The organism is Vibrio sp. Vb1574 (assembly GCF_033338675.1).
This window is the reverse complement of sequence record NZ_JAWOTC010000038.1, coordinates 1-17,108: the sequence shown is the minus strand read 5'-3', so window position 1 is coordinate 17,108 and position 17,108 is coordinate 1. Positions and strand designations below refer to the sequence as shown.

Genomic DNA, 17,108 nt, shown 5'->3' with positions numbered 1-17,108 from the left:
TACCTTTGGGCGATTTAGGACTCGTTATTAATTATGTTTCGCTTCGCTATTCCTTCGCCTTTGATGGCAGACTGGCAACACGTTCTGCGACAATGCTGTGATGTAACTCAAGCTCAGGGACAGCTTTATACTCTGAGCGATACTCAGCAGTGGCTATCGACTGAGGTGTCCACCTCAACCCAAAATCATCGTGCTATCATCGATGTGATAACGCAAGTTGTCGATCACTTTACGCCGACAGATTTTACAGTTAGCCATACCCCCTTTGAAGAGCAAACCTTGAGCATTGGACCGATTTGGCTACCTAATGGCGAATTGCTTGCCGTACTGACACTGACTCACCCTAATGATCAATCAACGGTTGTTTCGGCATGGCTAAGCGCAATCGCGGGGCGGATCAGCTTTGATATCAACTTGCACTGTCAGCAAGAACAAACGCGACATCAAAGCGCGGAAATAAAGCCAACACCAACACTACAAGAGTTTATCGACTGCCTTGAAGACCACGTATGGATAAAAGGCATGGATGGTCTTTATTCGATGACCAATCGAAGCGTAGAAAACGCGTGGCAAAAAACCAACAGTGAAATCATTGGAAAAGACGATTTTGCCCTGTTTAGCCATGAACGTGCGGAAAAATTCATTGATGCCGATAAATTGGTGGTAGCCACTGGCACGCAAAATATTGTTGAAGAATGCCGTCAAATTGATGACAACAATAACCCCACTTGGCTAGAAACCATTAAGTCTCCTGTCCGTGATCATGCGGGAAACTTAATCGGCATTCTGGGGATGACACGTAACATCACCCGCCGAAAAATGGTAGAAACGCAGCTCTCCTTAGCGTCCCAAATTTTCAACAATTCGCAAGAAGGCATGGTCATTACAGACCGCAATGCCAACATCATTGATGTAAACACGGCTTTTACCCAAATTACAGGTTACCGCTCTGAAGAGGTGATAGGAAAAAACCCACGAATTCTGCGCTCAGGTCATCATGATCAAGGTTTCTATCAACAGTTGTGGCATCAACTCGAAAACAAAGGCCAATGGAAAGGCGAATTCATCAACAGAAAGAAAGATGGCAGCATTTATCCGCAATTAGCGACCATTAGCGCCGTAATGGACGATAAAAACCACCTTATTAACTACATTTGTGTGTTTGAAGATATCTCTGTGCGTAAGGCACACGAAGAAAAGCTGCAGCGCATGGCTTTTTACGATCCATTAACCAATCTACCTAATCGCACTCATTTACTTAGCTTACTCGAGCAACACATCGAAACCGGACACAAAAGCCAGCAGACGTTTGCCACCCTATTCTTAGATATCGACCATTTCAAACACATCAACGATAGCATGGGCCACTTCTGTGGTGACCAATTGCTGTCTAAGTTAGCGATTCGTCTGCAAGATGTGCTTCACCTCAATGCGCATGTGGCTCGCATTGGCGGCGATGAATTTGTGATTATTTTGCCAGACATCCATAGTGATGTTTCCTTATTGGAAACCGTCGGCGATATTCTAAGCGTATTCCAGCAACCATTCGACTTGGCAAACCACGACTCACTTCGTGTCTCGACCAGTATTGGTATTGCCTTGTACCCAAGAGACGGTCAAGACAGTGAAACCTTACTGAAAAACGCAGACACCGCGATGTACTTAGCGAAGAAAAATGGACGCAACGGCTACGCGTTTTACTCACCGGATTTGACCGATAAATCCGTATCCCATGTACGCATTCAATCCGCTTTGCATCAAGCAATAGAAAAACAACAACTCCGGTTAGAATTCCAACCGCAATACAACTTGGAACAAAATTCGATTGTCGGCGTGGAAGCTTTATTACGCTGGCAGCATCCAGAGTTTGGCCCTGTACCACCAGCAGACTTTATTCCAATTGCAGAAAAAACAGGGCTGATTCAAAGCATTGGTGAGTGGGTGTTACAACAAGCTTGTTTGCAAGGTAATGCTTGGCTGGACCAAGGCATCGAGTTTGGCAAAATCGCCGTCAATGTTTCTGCGTTGCAGCTTCAGCAGTCAAATTTCATTCAGCGATTAAGTACTATCCTCGATAACACCGGATACCCTGCCCAACGGTTAGATTTGGAGATCACAGAGAGCTTTTTACTGATCGACCCTCAACAAGCCATTGCATCGTTAAATCAATTACGAGAGCTGGGTATTGAGATTTCTCTGGATGACTTTGGAACTGGCTATTCGTCTTTGTCTTACTTGAAAGGTTTGCCAATCAACAAACTGAAAATTGACCGCTCATTTGTCAGTGATGTCCCAAGTAATAGCGACAGCAACGCGATTGTGAATGCCATTATTGCCATGGGAAAAACGCTGTCGTTGAAAGTCGTCGCGGAAGGGATAGAAACTCGGGAACAAGCCGATTACTTATTCGAAAAAGGCTGTATTTATGGTCAGGGATATTTATTTAGTCAGCCAGTGAGCGCTGGAAAACTGTTTCGTTGAACCAGCTTGACCCTCAAGTCACTCTCGCGGTGCCACGTCCGCGGAGGTGATTTGCTTTGCTTGATTTTGGGTTGATTGGCATAGCTCTAGACGATCAACCAAAATATTGATACAAACCAGCAACGGCACACCGATCAATAGTCCCATTCCGCCCCAAAGCCAGCCCCAAAAAACAAGCCAAACAAAAATCACTAACGGGTTTAAGTTAAACCTTTTCCCCAATAGTGTTGGTGTAACAAACTGACTTTCAATCAAATTGAGCAGTAAATAGATAGACACCACCGTCAGCATAAAACTGACCGACTCCAACTGCAGATAAGCCACAAAACCGAAACTCACCATGGAGATGACTGGGCCGAGATACGGCGCAAAATTCATCACGCTAGCAAACGCGCCCCACAAGAACGGGTCCTCAAGGCCTAAAACAAAAAACACCGCCCCAACACTCAACCCAAGTCCCGCATTCACCAACGTGATAGTGCCAATGTATCGAGATAGGTCTTTCTGTAGTGCTTTGACCAACTCAATCGCTTGGCGCTGCTTGGCAAACCCATGTAAGTAAGACACTGACTTTCGAAATAAGCTTCGTCCATGATTGAGCATAAAGTAAACCATAAACAGCACGATCATCGCTTGTGTCAAAATCGTCGGCGTAGTGGTCGCGAGCGTTTTTACCAAAGAAAAGACGGTGTTGTTCCCGACCTCATCCATACTCATATCATTGGCGATATTCAATGGAGTATTAAGGTGATCAGCCGAAGCTTTAGTAACTTCGCTTACTTCTTGCGACACATTTTTCACGATACTGGGCAGCTCAGACCACCATTGCTTGGCGGGCTCCGACATGGCGGCAAGACCAATAATTGAGGCGCCAACGAGGAATGACAGTGTCAACACGACGGTAATAGCACGTGGTAAGCCTTTGTCTTCAAGATAATTAATGAAAGGACTGCACAGCAGAGAAATAAAGGTGCTAAGTACAATAGGTAACAATATTGGCTTGGCAAAATACAGCCCTGGGACGAGTAACAGGACGAGAAGCGTTGCACCAATCGCAGTGTTGGCAGGAATGTTCAATTTCGCTGTCATAATAAGCTCAGAATCGGTAAGAAAATTTTGCGGTGAAATCCGCTATTAGAGTGGTTCGCCCTCTGTCGTCGCAGCGTTGCTTACTTGTGTTGCTGCATTTCCATTTTGCTCCGCATCTGACTCATCCAGAGAAGCTGCCGCGACCGGCTTTGTGAGCGAATCGGTAATATCAGACACGCTGCTAACCAATAGCCCCATTGACGAAATAGAAGAAGTCAGTCGAGACAATCGACCTGCTTTTGCTGCGGTAACGGCAACGACAGCACTAATGCCTAATGTCGTCCAAGGGTTTTCTCTCACAAACTTCTTGGTGGTAAACGTGAACATTTCCATCGACAAACAACATTGCTCTAGAGATGCTTTACCTTCCATCCGCTTGATCCGCATGGCTCGATTGAGCTTTTGTAGCGAGCGCATCCCACCCCTCCTGTAATTGTTCTGTCGTATTTTTGAATCCAAGAAATCCAACTAAACGCTTCTGCCACCAGGCTAAAGCAAATAATGCCAAGCCTAATGATGTGATAAATACACCCACGGCAACATATACGTTGGCAGTTAACTGATAAGCCACCACCCCAGAGGCAAGGCACAAACTGAATACGAACAATACCGACAATAGGGTAAAAACAACGGTACACAGCAAAATCTGACGCACTGCGGACACGTTAACTTTCATCTCCAAGAGGAACAAATCCAACGTTGAACCTGACCATGCTTTTAGCGATTTCGTCAGTTGGTCCAATTGCGCAAGAATGCTGCTCAAACCATTAATGGTTTGTTGGATATCCTGTTCTTCTGCCCCATCAGGGGCTCGGCCGCTGTCTGAAGCCGCCGAGCCTGATTGCTGATTGGTAACTTGCCCTGAGTTATTCATGTGAAGCCTCGCCTTTCTGTTGTGTGGCTTAATCCTTGGTGACCACTATTATTTGATCAGCTTCGAAACCGCCCAACCAGCAAGGAAGGCACAGCCTATGCTCAGCAATGGGCGCTCCTTGATTACATTTTCTGCCGACTTAGTCGCCTGCTGAACTTGCTGTGCACCGACATCCAGCTTCTCTTTGGCTTGATCTTTCATCGCGCCAACGGCTTCCGTCGTGGCTTGTTCCGCTAAGTGATATGCTTCTTCTAACTGCTCTTGAGGTTTTACTGTGCTTTCTTTTGTAGTAGCCATAACTAGCCTCCATTAATGAGTTGAATAGTGAATCAAGTGAAACAATGTTTGACCTCACTTACTCCCTACAAAGCCATATCCATGCCAGAATTTTAAGTTGTTGTTTTTTATTGATTTTATTTTTATTTCGATAAAAAGCCGTATCTGTACGTGTAATTCTTTCCAGGCTTTCCCCGCCATTCTTGTAATTTTTTCTTAGCGCCTTACCGACTGTTAGCAATTTATTGCAAAACAAGACATTAAGTCACTGATTAATAAGACTTAAAACTCATTGGCATACAACCTGCAATTGAAGATGAACATCGTGTTTGTATTCCATACGCTCAAACACCCCTATCACCAGTAAATAAGGAGTGGCATATGAAAAATGAAAACATCGCCTCAATCATTGAGCTTATCGAAAGCGGAAATGAAATTTACAACAAGGCCATCGAGAACATCGACAACACTTCTTTGAATAATGTGTTGGTAGAACTGCTCAGAGTACGTGAGCGTGCAGTCATTGAGCTCACTCCCTACTCTCTAGCAAGTAACAATGAAGAATCTGCCGACGACACTCCGGTTTCCTACACCATCAAGGCGCGTGAGGTCTACAGCGACGTGATGAAGGAAGTGTCCTCTGACAAAGAGTCTATGTATTTAGAACAGCTTGAAGGTGTCGAAAGCAAGGTACTCAAAGAGATTGAGAATTTGATTACTTCCCACCCAGAGCAGGCGGATAACTCGGTTCTGCTGAAAGTTCGTAGCGATATAAAAAGTTGCAAAGAAAAACTCAGCAGCATCAGCCTTATTAGCTAAAACCTGGTGGTCGCCCTTGCAATAAAGCTCGGTATTGAGCAAAGAAATGGCCAACTTGCTTTGGCCATTTCTGACAAGCCCACAGGCGCATTAACATAACCGTCACGAGAAATGTCCCACGACAATAATCACAAATAAAGAGGTCACTATGACATTGGATAACAATCGAGTAAGGGAGCTACTCGTAAAAATGACACACCATCGCCAAACGTGTTTGCCTCTCGTTAACCCGCAATCACATATGACACTCGCAAGAGCGGCATATCGATTCGTGAAAATAGAAAAAGTGATGATCAAAAAGATGGCGAAGCTGTTCTTCGATCAAGATGGTGAACAATTCATTGCAGAAAATGCCACCGAATACGGCGTTGCCGAGTTAGGCAATTACAAAGAAATGCATTTTATGAATAAATTACTGTTAGATGATTTAAAAGCCCTGCTTAGAGCCATTGACGACACCAACTTAACCGCACTTGTTTCTTATTGGTTAGCTGCTTTACAAGTTGAAAACGATGAAATTGAAAAGCACTTACCTCAGGGTGAGTAATTATACTCGCCCTTCTTTCTTCACTTTGTTTAACCCTCATCCCCAATCAACCTAATAAAAAGGTGCAGATAGACAAAAGCCGCTGCATCTACGCAGCGACCTTGATAGCCTTTTTACGACGCACACCAAATCATCAAACAGCACAGAAAAAGCGCCATGTAGAATACGAAGCAAATGGCGCGTTATCCGCGGATTATCTGTGTTAAAGCGAAGCTGATTTACGTCTCTGGCTTGGAACAAATACGTTCAATGACTTTGGACGCAGCTTGATTGCCAGTTGCTCATCAGAATACAGTTCACCATCAATCACATATTCAATCGGTTTATTCGCAGAAATAGTGACGCTCTGAGCCGTCGCGTATTGAAAATGTGTCGATTCTTCCTGTGCGCCTACGCTCGTTAATATCAGATCCGACAAGGCGATAAGACGTCCGCCTAAAGACTCGGTGTTATCTAAATATGTGATATGCAGCTTGCCATCATCAGGCTGCGGCGCATCACCACCTTGGGCAAGCAACGTACTAAATGGAGCGATATTCGCAACGACAAAACTATGGACGTCAAGCGTTTGTGTATTCTTGTCGTGGTTTCCATCTTCAGTTGGAGCGTCTAACGATACGGTTAAAGCTTGCGTTTCTTCCGCCACTACAGCATTAAAAAAGCCGGTGAGGTAAGCGAGTTGTCCAAAAACATTTTTCTCTTCTCGCTGAGCGTGCTCGATCATTTTCTGTTCTAGCCCAATGCCTAAGACCAATAAAATAAGCCGCTGATTACATTCCGCAGTATCAATACGTTGGCAGTGTCCGCCAAGCAACGCTTCACACGCTTTTTCGACCGGTGAGAATTTTGCGCCAACGCCATAGAGCACATGACATAACGCATTGGCAGTTCCGAGCGGAACAATACCGAGTTTTAGGTCGGTATCCACCAATTGGCTCGCCACCTCTGTTACTGTGCCATCGCCACCAGCTACGATGATTTGCTTAGCTCCACTTTCTTTTGCCTGTTGTGTTAGCTGCTCGGCGCTGAGGTTTGTGGTGGTTTGATGAATACTCAAGCGATATTTTTTGGTTAGTTCACGAATCAAGTGCTGTTCGTTTTCCTCCCATTTTCCGCCACCTGCAACAGGGTTAACCACCATCCAAGTGGATTGATCCAGCCCTAGCACGCCTTTTTCACTGATCGCTCGTAACGTTCTAATCTGTAATTTATTCAATCTCGCGGTACTGCGTACGTCATTGATTTTTTTCATCACGGATTCAACCGTCAGTGACGGGTCTTTGCTTAATAAATACGCCGCCACAACAAACACTGAACGACCACGCCCTAACGCACAATGCACAACCACTGCCCGCGAGCACGAGATTTGAGTATCAATCCAGTTAATCGCATGGCGCAGGCGCTCTAGCGTTGGGGCTTTGTGGTCGAGTACCGGAATCGAAAGGTAATGAAACTGCTTGTCGGTCATCGCACTTTCAAGGCCTGCAAATTCTGCGGTGACATCGACAATACAAGAGATTTCATTGGATTCGAGAAAATCTAAGTCACTCTGAAACAAACGGCGAGATAGGTATAAATTGTCGCTGACTTTTTGGATTGGAGGCACTGTATCACGCCGTCTTTCCCAGGCGTTATACGCTCTAGCCCCCAATAGAAATGGGATGAATGCCCAGCGAATCCACCTGACAATCTTGCCATCTTGGTTTTTTCTAAAAATAGAGGGAATGTCGAATACGTAGGCTACGCTGACCAACGCTAAAGAAAGCGATATCCATAAGAACAGCAAACTAACGATAATTTGAGGCGTATAGATAGCGGCCAATAAACTGATCAGAGCGCCAAGAATATAATATTTGATGATAAACATTCGCTCTCCTTGCCTTCAGCGAGTGCACTTTTTAGTGGAAGTTAGAATACGCGGGGGATTGAGCTTGGATACATGAACTTTAGTTAACGCCTTGATTGAGTGCCTTCCCGTGCCGAAATGGCACGAAAAGGTCCAACACTCTACCTAGCTTACCATCTCTTCAACATAACCATCCGCTAGTTTCATTTTCTGCTTATCGGTCATTACCTTACCGGCTAACTGGAAGAAACGCTGCTCTTCTTCCTCAAGATGGTGCAACACTTTGTGACGCAAGGTTTTCATTAGGTTGAGCCACGCTGGCGAGCTCATATCGGTTGCATCAAGCTGTGCAATCACTTTATCAATTTCATGATGCTCTGCGATGCCATGGCGAGTGAGATCAATGGTCTTATCACTATCTATTAAAGGCGCGTAGAAAAACCGCTCTTCTGCCGCTGCGTGCTGTTCGAGTTCCTCTTTAAGGTTGTGGTAAAACTCTTCACGAGCGGGGGAATCTCCAGACGTTTCCATCAGAGCATCGAGTAAAAGGCGTTGCTTTTCATGACTCTCTTTCAGTACATCAAATATGTTTTTCATCTTTGACTCCTTATCTGATTGTAAACAATTGGGACAAAAGGAAGGGCGGTTATTGACCGCCCCTCTCTTACATAGCTATGCGTAAAAAACCTAACCTGATTCGGCTAACAGTCTTGGTCTTCAGCGTTTAGATTTTCTTTAATGTTTTCACATTCATCTTCAATCGCATTTTGGGTTTCTTCGGCGGCTTCATCTATCTTTTTGCCGGCCTGTTCCATTGGCCCTTCTTCACTACAAGCTGCCAACGCAAACACCAAACCGAATACTGCGGCGATACGGTAAACAAATGACGTAAGTCGCATGGAATCTCCTATCTATTTACGTTTTTTCTTCCCAGCAGAACAATCACTATTGATACAATTAATGACAATAGGAATAGGTAAAATATCACTTGCGCGATAGAGGCAGCAGCTCCTGCAATACCGGTAAAGCCTAATAGTGCAGAAATTAGTGCCAGTGCCAGAAAAATAAACATCCAACGAACCATAGTGTTACCTCCTAATAAAAGTGGGTTAAATCACTCGGCTCGCTATTATTGAACCACTTCTAGCTTATCAATCACCTTATTTACGTCATTGGTGTTATTTGCAATTGAAATTGCAAGATCATGCTCCGCATCTGAATTAACTTTACCTGCCAACGTTACCGTTTTGTGTTCTGTCGTTACATCAATATCCGTGCCACTCACATTGGTATCCATTAGTAGGCGCGTTTTAACTATAGTCGTGATTTTAGAATCGGTCAGTGTAGCTAAAGCTTCTGAATCAGTTTCTTTCTTGCCTTCATTCACTACTGACAATTCGTTGTTTACTTTTTTCACACCATCAAGACCAGTAACAAGCTCTTCGGCAAGTGATTTTTCAAGATCATTGTTTACCGAACCAGAAAGGGTAACGACCTGATTCTCAACATCGGTATTGATATCAAAAGAGTTGAGATTGCTGTTTAGCAGTAGCGTGGTTTCAGCTTTACCATCTAGCCAAGCGTCCATGGATTCTTTTTCCCATTTATCACTCGCTAAGACTGCTGTAGATGAAGTAGCAAGAACTGACGTAAGTACAATTTTAGCTGCGATGTTATTCATGGTAATTCTCCTTTATTGACGTTGCACTTCCCTATAAGCAAACCATGTGCCAACTTTATAACTTATTGTTTTTAATTAACTAATAAAGAAAAGAGGTAAAAATGAGATGAGCAATAAAGTATAAGCATGAATTATTTACACGTAAAAAATGTAATTTTTAATCGGTGATAAAGCCTCCGTCACTTGTGCCGAAATAACCTGATAAAACAGAAAGGCTATTTCTCCAGAATCAATTAATAGCAAAATTATTATTTAAAAAATAAAAATCTGAACAAAAGGAAATATCTACTGATGGCTCTCACCGATATATATCAAAAAGGGGCTAACAACATAAAAATACCGAACAAATCCTTAAATCTATGCTGACAATATTTTGTCTTGTGAAGTGAGAATAATCCACGTACATTGTTTCTGTCATAGTAAAGAGGACATTTCTATGTCGATGCCAAGCCTGTTTCTAAGAATACAAGATCCATCACTTAAAAATGCCATCGCTTCTTGCCAGGAACTGAACAAATTTCGTCTGCATGACATCGATGCCGCAGACCAATGGATTGAAGATTTCCTACAACTCAAACCGGAAGTTGCGATTGTTGAAGTCGCCCACTTTACTAGTGCAGATTATCAACGTCTTTCTAATATCGAAGACATCTACGATATGGACTTGATCATCATTAGCTCAGGCGCTCCAAACGAGAACTTGGATAAGCTGATGAACTTGGGTGCTATTTTTCACTACAGAAAGCCCGTTGATATTGCCATTCTGACGGACACCCTGAGCGAAGTCAGCCAATACTATCAACACAAACAAGATCAAGGGCGTAAAGTGTCCACCAGCGATCTTGACCAATTTGGTCTTTTGGTCGGCTCTTCCTCTCCGATGCATCAGCTCTATCGTATGATCAGGCGCGTTGCTAAAACAGAAGCCAACGTCCTTATTGTCGGTGAAAGTGGATCAGGCAAAGAACTGGTGGCGCAGACCATCCACTTAGCGAGTGAGCGTAAACAACAGCCCTTTATAGCGATTAACTGTGGTGCCATTAGCCCTGAATTGGTTGATAGTGAACTGTTTGGCCATGAGAAAGGCGCTTTTACCGGAGCAAATAAAACTCACCAAGGTGTATTTAAGCAGGCAGAGGGCGGCACCCTATTTTTAGATGAAATCACCGAGATGCCTATCGAGCATCAAGTGAAGCTATTACGGGTGCTAGAAACCGGAGAGTATCGCCCAGTTGGCAGTAATACGGTTCATATCGCTAATACTCGCATCATTGCTGCTACAAACCGTGATCCTAAAATCGCCATTGAGGAGCAGTTCCTGCGTGAAGATCTGTTTTTCCGCTTATCGCATTTCCCATTAACGATACCGCCACTGCGAGAACGAGGCGGTGATATCGTCGGTCTGGCCAAGCACTTTATCGCGCACCGCAACGCCAATGAGGCAAAAACCAAAACGATTCTTGACTCTGCGATCCAAAAAATCGCTGCACACGACTGGCCAGGTAATGTCCGTGAGCTCAAACACACGATCGAGCGTGCATTTATTTTGGCTGATGACACCATCCGAGATGAACACCTTATCTTCGACACACCACCATTGGAAACAGGCACCAGCATCGAAGACCTTGTTCCGGCGGGCGTTTCGCTAGAAGAGCTAGAAAAAGCCGCCATTCTCAATACCCTTGAAGAGAATCAAGGCAATAAAACGGAATCAGCGCAGGAGTTAGGCATTAGCGTGAAAACGCTCTATAACAAACTCGAAAAGTATCAAGACGAGTAACTCGCTATGGGAATACAAAAAGAGCACTGACTTTTATTCAGTGCTCTTTTTGTATCTTATCTTTTATGCAGTTAGGCTGCGTTTGGTGTTTGATTAAACCCACTGCCCCGCAACAAAGCCGCTCGACCAGCACCACTGAAAATTGTAGCCCCCTAGCCAACCAGTCACATCCATCACTTCACCAATAAAATAAAGCCCTTTAATGTCTTTGCATTCCATGGTTTTCGAGGATAAGTGATCAGTATCGACACCGCCGAGTGTCACTTCCGCAGTTCGGTAGCCTTCGGTGCCATTCGGGGCGATATCCCAATGCTCTAGACGCTCCACAATCGCCGCAAGCTCCTTTTGATTGAACTGTTTTAGCGGTTTATCGACTAGCTCTTTACGTTCAATTAAGACTTCAACCAGACGCTTAGGCAGCACTTTGGCAAGCGTATTCTTGAGTGACTGATTTGGATGCTTCTCACGACTGCGTTCTAATAACTCAGCAACATCATCGTTTGGCACAAGATTGATCAACACCTTTTGTCCGGCCCGCCAGAATGAAGAAATCTGTAACACTGCTGGACCAGATAAACCACGATGTGTGAACAACAGGGCTTCTTTGAACATGGTGCCATCTTCAGCCGTAATTTCCGCAGGTACCGCGATACCAGATAACTCAGCAAAGTCTTCTTTGTCTTCTTTATGCAGAGTAAATGGTACAAGACCTGCCGTGGTTGGGATAACTCGAAGACCAAATTGTTCCGCGACTTTATAACCAAATGGTGTCGCTCCCAGTTTTGGCATCGACAAGCCACCTGTTGCGATAACTAAAGACTCACATTCGACAATCTCAGTACCAGCATGCAAACGAAAGCCTTCATCAATTTTTTCAATCGAATGAACATCGCATTGGTAACGCTGCTCGATGTTCGGCATGTCACACTCAGCTAACAACATCTTCACGATATCTTTGGCCGTAAATGCATCGACACAAAACAACTGGCCGTGATCACGCTCTTCGAACTCAATGCCATGTTTACACACCATCGAGATGAAATCCCAGTTAGTGTATTGGGAGAGCGCCGACTTAACAAAGTGCGGGTTTTGACACAAATAGTGATTAGCTGAAACGTCGTAGTTAGTGAAGTTACAACGACCACCGCCCGAGATAAGGATTTTACGTCCTGGCTTTTTAGCATGATCGAGCACCAAAACACGGCGGCCTCGCTTGCCTGCTTCTGCAGCACACATTAAACCTGCTGCGCCTGCGCCAATTACAACAACATCAAATTTCTTACTCATCGGTAGCTCTTAGACTGATTGGTATCGAATCAAAATAAAAAAGGATGTGCACATTGCACATCCTTGCTTTCTAGGCGCGACATTCTACCGACAAATACCGAAAGGGAAAAGCGCTTAAACTCTAAGCGCTCTGTATGTCCGCAAAATCTCAGACAGAACAACTATCTAGATCATCGACTCTTAGAGAATGAAGGCCGCAAGTAGCGTCACGCCGAGCAACGCGGTCGATAGAACAAACAATTCACGCACTCTTTCACACTTACCAGTAAAAATTTCATCGTGGTGATGATGATATTCTTTACTTTTAATGTAGTGATACAACCTCACCTGCTTGGTGACATTTCCATGAGTGGTAAAAAAACCATTACCATCAACTTGCTGATATAACAGCGGATGCGCTTCACGCATGATATAAATTAGAGAACGAAGAGCGGTGAGATACCGGACCATATTAACTCCAGTTACCACCATTAGCGCAAATAAGATTGTGTCTCCACTGATCATCTTTTCCTCCCTACATCTTCAACAATGCTCAAGAGAAAAAGACGACCAAGACTTCGTCTTTACCCGCTACTTACAACGTCCCAAAACGCGTTTACGCAGCTGGAGCATCCATGATTGAAGATGAACCTTCTTTCGCCATTTGTGCTAGATCTTTGTCGATGAAGAACAACGCTTTACCGTCTTCACCTACCAGTTCGATCTTATCTAAAATCCCTTTAAACAACTTCTCTTCTTCGTGCTGTTCTGACACGTACCACTGTAGGAAGTTAAACGTTGAGTAGTCTTGGCTAGTAAATGCAACGTGCGCCAGTTTGTTGATTTTTTCCGTGATCATTTGCTCATGTTCAAATGTCTCGCGGAAAACGTCACCTAGGCTCGCAAAGTCATGCTTTGGCGCATCAATAGCGCCTAAGATTGGCATTGAGCCAGTTTCACTCACGTAAGTGAATAGGCGTTGCATGTGCTCCATTTCTTCTACGGCGTGAGCGCGTAAAAATTCAGCCGCACCTTCAAAACCTTTGTCTTCACACCAAGCACTCATTTGTAAGTATAGATTGGATGAGAAAAATTCTAGGTTAATTTGCTCATTCAATTGTTCGACCATAGTTTGAGACAGCATGTTAACTCCTATTATTGTGCATGCAATATACCCAAGTAACCTCGAAATAAGTGACGCTGCGAGAATAGCTTGGTCTGGCAGACACGGCGAAGTTTCACTTCAACTCTAGTCAGTAACACTACGCTTATTTCAGCATATCAAAGTCACTTGGGTATAACGCCACTATAACATGATTACTGAGACAAGACTTTGTACCTACGGCACCGATATGAGATCACTTCAGCAAATTTTTTTTGGGGTTGGTGCTAATCTAAAACTATGACCTTACAAGGAGATAGCAATATGAGTTACAAACACATACTTGTGGCAGTCGACCTTTCAGACGACAGTAAAGTGTTGATTAAGAAAGCCGTATCACTGGCTAAACCTCTGGATGCGAAAGTCTCTTTTATTCACATCGACGTGAACTACGCAGAACTCTACACCGGGCTTATCGATATCAATATGGCAGAAGCGCAACATCAAGCAATGGAAGCATCGCGCACACAATTGGCAAACTTCGCAGAATATGCGCAATACCCAATTGCCCATACTTTAGTCGGTAGTGGCGATTTGAGTAATGAGCTGTGCGATACTATTCAAGACTACAGTATCGATTTGGTGGTTTGTGGTCATCACCAAGATTTCTGGAGCAAGATTCTATCTTCGACTCGACAGCTGATTAACTGCTCACCAGTCGATATGCTGGTCGTACCGCTAAAAGACTGATTGGCGCAGCGATAAAACTTGGTTAGACTGCGGGCACATTTGTTGTTGATAAAGATTCTCATCCATGGCTTATCTATCCGCAGTTACCCTACTTTGGGCATTCTCATTTAGCCTGATCGGCGTTTACCTCGCCGGTCAGGTTGATTCTTGGTTCTCGGTGTTCATGCGCGTGGCACTGGCGAGCCTGGTTTTCATTCCCTTTTTGAAATTCCGTGGCGTTAGCAAACCCCTGATCGCGAAACTGATGACCGTCGGTGGCTTCCAGCTCGGCTTGATGTATTGCTTCTACTACCAATCTTTTTTGCTCCTTTCCGTGCCAGAAGTATTGCTGTTCACCGTATTCACACCCATTTACGTCACGCTAATCTATGACTTCTTGAAAGGTCGCTTTTCACCTTGGTACTTAGTTACCGCTGCAATAGCCGTATTTGGTGCCGCCTGGATTAAATTTGCAGGCATTAATGAAGATTTCCTACTGGGCTTTTTGGTCGTACAAGGAGCAAACCTCTGCTTTGCCATCGGTCAGGTGGGCTACAAATATATCATGGAGAGTGAGCCCGTCGATTTGCCACAACACACCGTGTTTGGCTACTTCTACTTAGGTGCACTTTGTGTAGCAACCGTGGCTTTCGCGCTCATGGGTAACCTCGACAAACTACCAACCACTACAACGCAATGGGGCATTCTGACATACCTTGGGTTGATTGCTTCTGGTTTTGGTTACTTTGCTTGGAACAAAGGCGCGACTATGGTGAACGCAGGTGCACTGGCAGTAATGAACAATGCATTGGTTCCGGCGGGCTTGATTGTAAACATTGTGATTTGGAACCGCGATGTTGATGTCATGCGACTCGCCATTGGCGGTGCGATCATCATGCTATCCCTATGGATTAACGAAACCTGGGTGAAAAAGCGCGTAGAGATGAGTTACGCCAATAAGTAACGCAGCTAATCCTATAAACATTTCGACAATAAAAAACGCTCTCCGACTGGAGAGCGTTTTTTGTTTGATTAATGCACTTTGGCTTGTGAGATTGCGTTCATCAAAGCATTAGGTGGCGTTGGCAGCAGCACTTCTAGTTTCGCATTGCGCGCTTCAAGCTTGCGCTGACGCTTAAGTAACTTTTGTTGTTTTTTCGCCACTTTTAGTAACTTCTTTTGCTGCTTATAGTGCTTTTTCAGTGCTTTTTTCGCTTTCTTGAGCGATTTTTTATCCGCTAAATCAAACCATACTGGTGCGTCGGCTCTTACTGGCTCCGGAGATTTTTCGGCTTGTTTTTTCTCTTTCACACGCTCGACCACACGTTTCACGATCGCCGCCTTTTCTGCGCTGTGTTTTGACGTGACGGAAATGGATTGCGCAGGCAGCGCTTCAGCTAACAAACCGCATGCTTGTTGCTCGTTTAACGGCTTGTCTTGGCATTTTTGTGGAGGAATTGCGGCAGGCTTACACAATGAGTCTTTAGAAGCGGAAGAGCGTGCACAAGAGCGACAAACGAACTTAGGTGCGACGACCAAACGGTGAATGTCACCCAAGTTGGCCGCAATTTGTTTGCGGTTCATCTTACATAAGCGTTTAGACATTCGACTACTCCAGCTTCCCAATTATCGACAGCATCACAACAAGTGAAATAATAATAATTCTTAGTTAGATATACAGTCAGAGTGTCGAATTAGCAAGTGAAAACTATCAATAGTGTTCAGGAAAGAATGGCAGCGTCACAGCACTTGGTTCAATGCTGTGACGAGAAGTTTTTGCGAGTCAGGAGGTTATGCCATCGAGGCTTTGACGTAGACGTCGAAACGATTCTTTTTGGTTTCAATCGCCATGCTTGGCTTTTGCTCGTTCAGCCAATTCGCGTAGTCCGGGCGCTTAACTACTACACGCTTTGTGGCTAACGCCATGGCTGGTTCTAGTAGGCCATCGGCGTCCAAATCAGCGCCAACCAACGATTGGAAAACGCGCATTTCTTTTTTCACGAGCGCCGACTTCTTTTTATTTTCTGGGTGCGGATACATCGGGTCAAGATACACCACATCTGGCTGGACAAAGTCTTTATCTTGCGCCAATTGTTCCAGCGCATCATGGCTAGAAGCATGGATTAGCGACATGCGCTCAGATACCCAGGTGCCGATTTCTGGGTCTTGTTTCGCTCGATCCAAGCCATCATCTAACAAAGCCGCGACGACTGGATGACGCTCGACCATCTGCACTTTACAACCTAGCGAGGCGAGCACAAACGCATCACGACCAAGACCTGCCGTGCCGTCTAACACGGTTGGCGTTGCCCCTTTGTTCAACCCCGCAGCTTTCGCAATTGCCTGGCCTTTACCACCACCGAACTTGCGACGATGACCGACCGCACCACCAATCAAATCCACAAAGATTGCACCCAGCTTTGGCTCATCCACTTTACGTAGCTCCAAACGCTCGGTGGTTAGCACCAAAGCAAAATCGCTATCGTCAGTGTGTGAAAGCTGCCAACGCGCAGCGAGTTCATCAAGATGAGATTGTTGAGACGGGTTTTCACAGATCAATTGCAGTTGCAAAAGGAGGCTCCAATAAAAATCGAGGTAACTGGCGCTGAGTGTATACC

Annotated in this window: 20 protein-coding genes; 6 read left to right on the top strand and 14 right to left on the bottom strand. The window is 44.7% G+C overall.

Annotation, left to right across the window (positions count from 1 at the left end; all coding sequences use genetic code 11):
- The first annotated feature begins 33 nt into the window (after positions 1 to 33).
- Positions 34 to 2,481: an EAL domain-containing protein gene (locus R7O12_RS18720; RefSeq protein WP_042522593.1), complete on the top strand. Its 2,448-nt coding sequence runs from the start codon at positions 34 to 36 to the stop codon at positions 2,479 to 2,481.
- 18 nt (positions 2,482 to 2,499) lie between these two features.
- Here the strand turns inward: R7O12_RS18720 and R7O12_RS18715 are convergent, their stop codons facing one another.
- The 4 genes from R7O12_RS18715 to R7O12_RS18700 are packed head-to-tail and all read right to left on the bottom strand — an operon-like array spanning position 2,500 to position 4,741.
- Positions 2,500 to 3,570, bottom strand: coding sequence for an AI-2E family transporter (locus R7O12_RS18715; RefSeq protein ID WP_318126247.1), 1,071 nt, complete (start codon positions 3,568 to 3,570; stop codon positions 2,500 to 2,502).
- Positions 3,571 to 3,615: 45 nt separating this feature from the next.
- The gene (locus R7O12_RS18710) at positions 3,616 to 3,942 is read right to left on the bottom strand and encodes a hypothetical protein (protein WP_005379200.1); all 327 of its coding nucleotides are present in this window, start codon (positions 3,940 to 3,942) and stop codon (positions 3,616 to 3,618) included.
- On the bottom strand, positions 3,932 to 4,444 hold the full coding sequence (locus tag R7O12_RS18705; protein ID WP_005379198.1) for a phage holin family protein: 513 nt from the start codon (positions 4,442 to 4,444) through the stop codon (positions 3,932 to 3,934). Before R7O12_RS18705 ends, R7O12_RS18710 begins: the two co-directional genes overlap by 11 nt.
- A gap of 48 nt (positions 4,445 to 4,492) precedes the next feature.
- The gene (locus R7O12_RS18700) at positions 4,493 to 4,741 is read right to left on the bottom strand and encodes a hypothetical protein (protein WP_005379196.1); all 249 of its coding nucleotides are present in this window, start codon (positions 4,739 to 4,741) and stop codon (positions 4,493 to 4,495) included.
- A gap of 360 nt (positions 4,742 to 5,101) precedes the next feature.
- On the opposite strand from R7O12_RS18700, the gene R7O12_RS18695 reads away from it, so the two are divergent.
- Both R7O12_RS18695 and R7O12_RS18690 read left to right on the top strand, forming a co-directional pair.
- A complete protein-coding gene (locus R7O12_RS18695) occupies positions 5,102 to 5,539 on the top strand; it encodes a DUF2383 domain-containing protein (protein ID WP_005379194.1) in 438 nt (145 codons plus the stop codon).
- Positions 5,540 to 5,687: 148 nt separating this feature from the next.
- Entirely contained in the window at positions 5,688 to 6,086 is a 399-nt protein-coding gene (locus R7O12_RS18690; RefSeq protein WP_005379193.1) for a hypothetical protein, read from the top strand.
- Between the two features lie 202 nt (positions 6,087 to 6,288).
- Here R7O12_RS18690 and R7O12_RS18685 read toward each other — a convergent pair whose 3' ends face one another.
- The 5 genes from R7O12_RS18685 to R7O12_RS18665 form a co-directional block, all read right to left on the bottom strand.
- Entirely contained in the window at positions 6,289 to 7,953 is a 1,665-nt protein-coding gene (locus R7O12_RS18685; RefSeq protein ID WP_318126245.1) for a diacylglycerol kinase family protein, read from the bottom strand.
- A 144-nt stretch (positions 7,954 to 8,097) separates the two neighbouring features.
- On the bottom strand, positions 8,098 to 8,529 hold the full coding sequence (locus R7O12_RS18680) for a hemerythrin domain-containing protein (protein WP_017821107.1): 432 nt from the start codon (positions 8,527 to 8,529) through the stop codon (positions 8,098 to 8,100).
- Positions 8,530 to 8,633: 104 nt separating this feature from the next.
- Complete coding sequence (locus tag R7O12_RS18675; RefSeq protein WP_017821108.1) at positions 8,634 to 8,831, bottom strand: hypothetical protein; 198 nt, start codon at positions 8,829 to 8,831, stop codon at positions 8,634 to 8,636.
- 8 nt (positions 8,832 to 8,839) lie between these two features.
- A complete protein-coding gene (locus tag R7O12_RS18670) occupies positions 8,840 to 9,016 on the bottom strand; it encodes a DUF1328 family protein (protein WP_005379177.1) in 177 nt (58 codons plus the stop codon).
- Between the two features lie 45 nt (positions 9,017 to 9,061).
- Positions 9,062 to 9,613: a BON domain-containing protein gene (locus R7O12_RS18665; RefSeq protein ID WP_047103707.1), complete on the bottom strand. Its 552-nt coding sequence runs from the start codon at positions 9,611 to 9,613 to the stop codon at positions 9,062 to 9,064.
- A gap of 436 nt (positions 9,614 to 10,049) precedes the next feature.
- Between R7O12_RS18665 and R7O12_RS18660 the strand changes: the two genes are divergently transcribed.
- Complete coding sequence (locus R7O12_RS18660; RefSeq protein ID WP_005382945.1) at positions 10,050 to 11,393, top strand: sigma-54 interaction domain-containing protein; 1,344 nt, start codon at positions 10,050 to 10,052, stop codon at positions 11,391 to 11,393.
- A 93-nt stretch (positions 11,394 to 11,486) separates the two neighbouring features.
- On the opposite strand, the gene R7O12_RS18655 is transcribed toward R7O12_RS18660, so the two are convergent.
- From R7O12_RS18655 to ftnA, 3 genes are all read right to left on the bottom strand, one after another.
- Entirely contained in the window at positions 11,487 to 12,680 is a 1,194-nt protein-coding gene (locus R7O12_RS18655; protein WP_005382944.1) for an NAD(P)/FAD-dependent oxidoreductase, read from the bottom strand.
- Between the two features lie 180 nt (positions 12,681 to 12,860).
- Complete coding sequence (gene uspB, locus R7O12_RS18650) at positions 12,861 to 13,184, bottom strand: universal stress protein UspB (RefSeq protein ID WP_005379169.1); 324 nt, start codon at positions 13,182 to 13,184, stop codon at positions 12,861 to 12,863.
- A 91-nt stretch (positions 13,185 to 13,275) separates the two neighbouring features.
- Entirely contained in the window at positions 13,276 to 13,803 is a 528-nt protein-coding gene (gene ftnA, locus R7O12_RS18645; protein ID WP_005379167.1) for a non-heme ferritin, read from the bottom strand.
- 282 nt (positions 13,804 to 14,085) lie between these two features.
- Between ftnA and uspA the strand changes: the two genes are divergently transcribed.
- On the top strand, positions 14,086 to 14,511 hold the full coding sequence (gene uspA / locus R7O12_RS18640) for a universal stress protein UspA (protein ID WP_005379165.1): 426 nt from the start codon (positions 14,086 to 14,088) through the stop codon (positions 14,509 to 14,511).
- Between the two features lie 64 nt (positions 14,512 to 14,575).
- A complete protein-coding gene (locus R7O12_RS18635) occupies positions 14,576 to 15,454 on the top strand; it encodes a carboxylate/amino acid/amine transporter (protein WP_065274996.1) in 879 nt (292 codons plus the stop codon).
- Between the two features lie 68 nt (positions 15,455 to 15,522).
- Here the strand turns inward: R7O12_RS18635 and R7O12_RS18630 are convergent, their stop codons facing one another.
- Positions 15,523 to 16,095 carry a hypothetical protein gene (locus R7O12_RS18630; protein ID WP_318126244.1) on the bottom strand — a complete coding sequence of 191 codons (573 nt, stop codon included), beginning with the start codon at positions 16,093 to 16,095 and terminating at the stop codon, positions 15,523 to 15,525.
- 186 nt (positions 16,096 to 16,281) lie between these two features.
- Complete coding sequence (locus R7O12_RS18625; RefSeq protein WP_053303431.1) at positions 16,282 to 17,061, bottom strand: class I SAM-dependent methyltransferase; 780 nt, start codon at positions 17,059 to 17,061, stop codon at positions 16,282 to 16,284.
- Positions 17,062 to 17,108: the final 47 nt, after the last annotated feature.

What these genes read in the sequence shown, in the direction of transcription:
- R7O12_RS18710 (WP_005379200.1), bottom strand. Translation starts at nt 3,942, where the DNA reads ATGGAAGGTAAAGCATCTCTAGAGCAATGTTGTTTGTCGATGGAAATG.
- R7O12_RS18670 (WP_005379177.1), bottom strand. Translation starts at nt 9,016, where the DNA reads ATGGTTCGTTGGATGTTTATTTTTCTGGCACTGGCACTAATTTCTGCA.
- R7O12_RS18660 (WP_005382945.1), top strand. Translation starts at nt 10,050, where the DNA reads ATGTCGATGCCAAGCCTGTTTCTAAGAATACAAGATCCATCACTTAAA.
- R7O12_RS18635 (WP_065274996.1), top strand. Translation starts at nt 14,576, where the DNA reads ATGGCTTATCTATCCGCAGTTACCCTACTTTGGGCATTCTCATTTAGC.
- R7O12_RS18690 (WP_005379193.1), top strand. Translation starts at nt 5,688, where the DNA reads ATGACATTGGATAACAATCGAGTAAGGGAGCTACTCGTAAAAATGACA.
- R7O12_RS18705 (WP_005379198.1), bottom strand. Translation starts at nt 4,444, where the DNA reads ATGAATAACTCAGGGCAAGTTACCAATCAGCAATCAGGCTCGGCGGCT.
- uspA (WP_005379165.1), top strand. Translation starts at nt 14,086, where the DNA reads ATGAGTTACAAACACATACTTGTGGCAGTCGACCTTTCAGACGACAGT.
- R7O12_RS18720 (WP_042522593.1), top strand. Translation starts at nt 34, where the DNA reads ATGTTTCGCTTCGCTATTCCTTCGCCTTTGATGGCAGACTGGCAACAC.
- R7O12_RS18715 (WP_318126247.1), bottom strand. Translation starts at nt 3,570, where the DNA reads ATGACAGCGAAATTGAACATTCCTGCCAACACTGCGATTGGTGCAACG.
- R7O12_RS18655 (WP_005382944.1), bottom strand. Translation starts at nt 12,680, where the DNA reads ATGAGTAAGAAATTTGATGTTGTTGTAATTGGCGCAGGCGCAGCAGGT.
- ftnA (WP_005379167.1), bottom strand. Translation starts at nt 13,803, where the DNA reads ATGCTGTCTCAAACTATGGTCGAACAATTGAATGAGCAAATTAACCTA.
- R7O12_RS18630 (WP_318126244.1), bottom strand. Translation starts at nt 16,095, where the DNA reads ATGTCTAAACGCTTATGTAAGATGAACCGCAAACAAATTGCGGCCAAC.
- R7O12_RS18680 (WP_017821107.1), bottom strand. Translation starts at nt 8,529, where the DNA reads ATGAAAAACATATTTGATGTACTGAAAGAGAGTCATGAAAAGCAACGC.
- R7O12_RS18675 (WP_017821108.1), bottom strand. Translation starts at nt 8,831, where the DNA reads ATGCGACTTACGTCATTTGTTTACCGTATCGCCGCAGTATTCGGTTTG.
- R7O12_RS18700 (WP_005379196.1), bottom strand. Translation starts at nt 4,741, where the DNA reads ATGGCTACTACAAAAGAAAGCACAGTAAAACCTCAAGAGCAGTTAGAA.
- uspB (WP_005379169.1), bottom strand. Translation starts at nt 13,184, where the DNA reads ATGATCAGTGGAGACACAATCTTATTTGCGCTAATGGTGGTAACTGGA.
- R7O12_RS18665 (WP_047103707.1), bottom strand. Translation starts at nt 9,613, where the DNA reads ATGAATAACATCGCAGCTAAAATTGTACTTACGTCAGTTCTTGCTACT.
- R7O12_RS18695 (WP_005379194.1), top strand. Translation starts at nt 5,102, where the DNA reads ATGAAAAATGAAAACATCGCCTCAATCATTGAGCTTATCGAAAGCGGA.
- R7O12_RS18685 (WP_318126245.1), bottom strand. Translation starts at nt 7,953, where the DNA reads ATGTTTATCATCAAATATTATATTCTTGGCGCTCTGATCAGTTTATTG.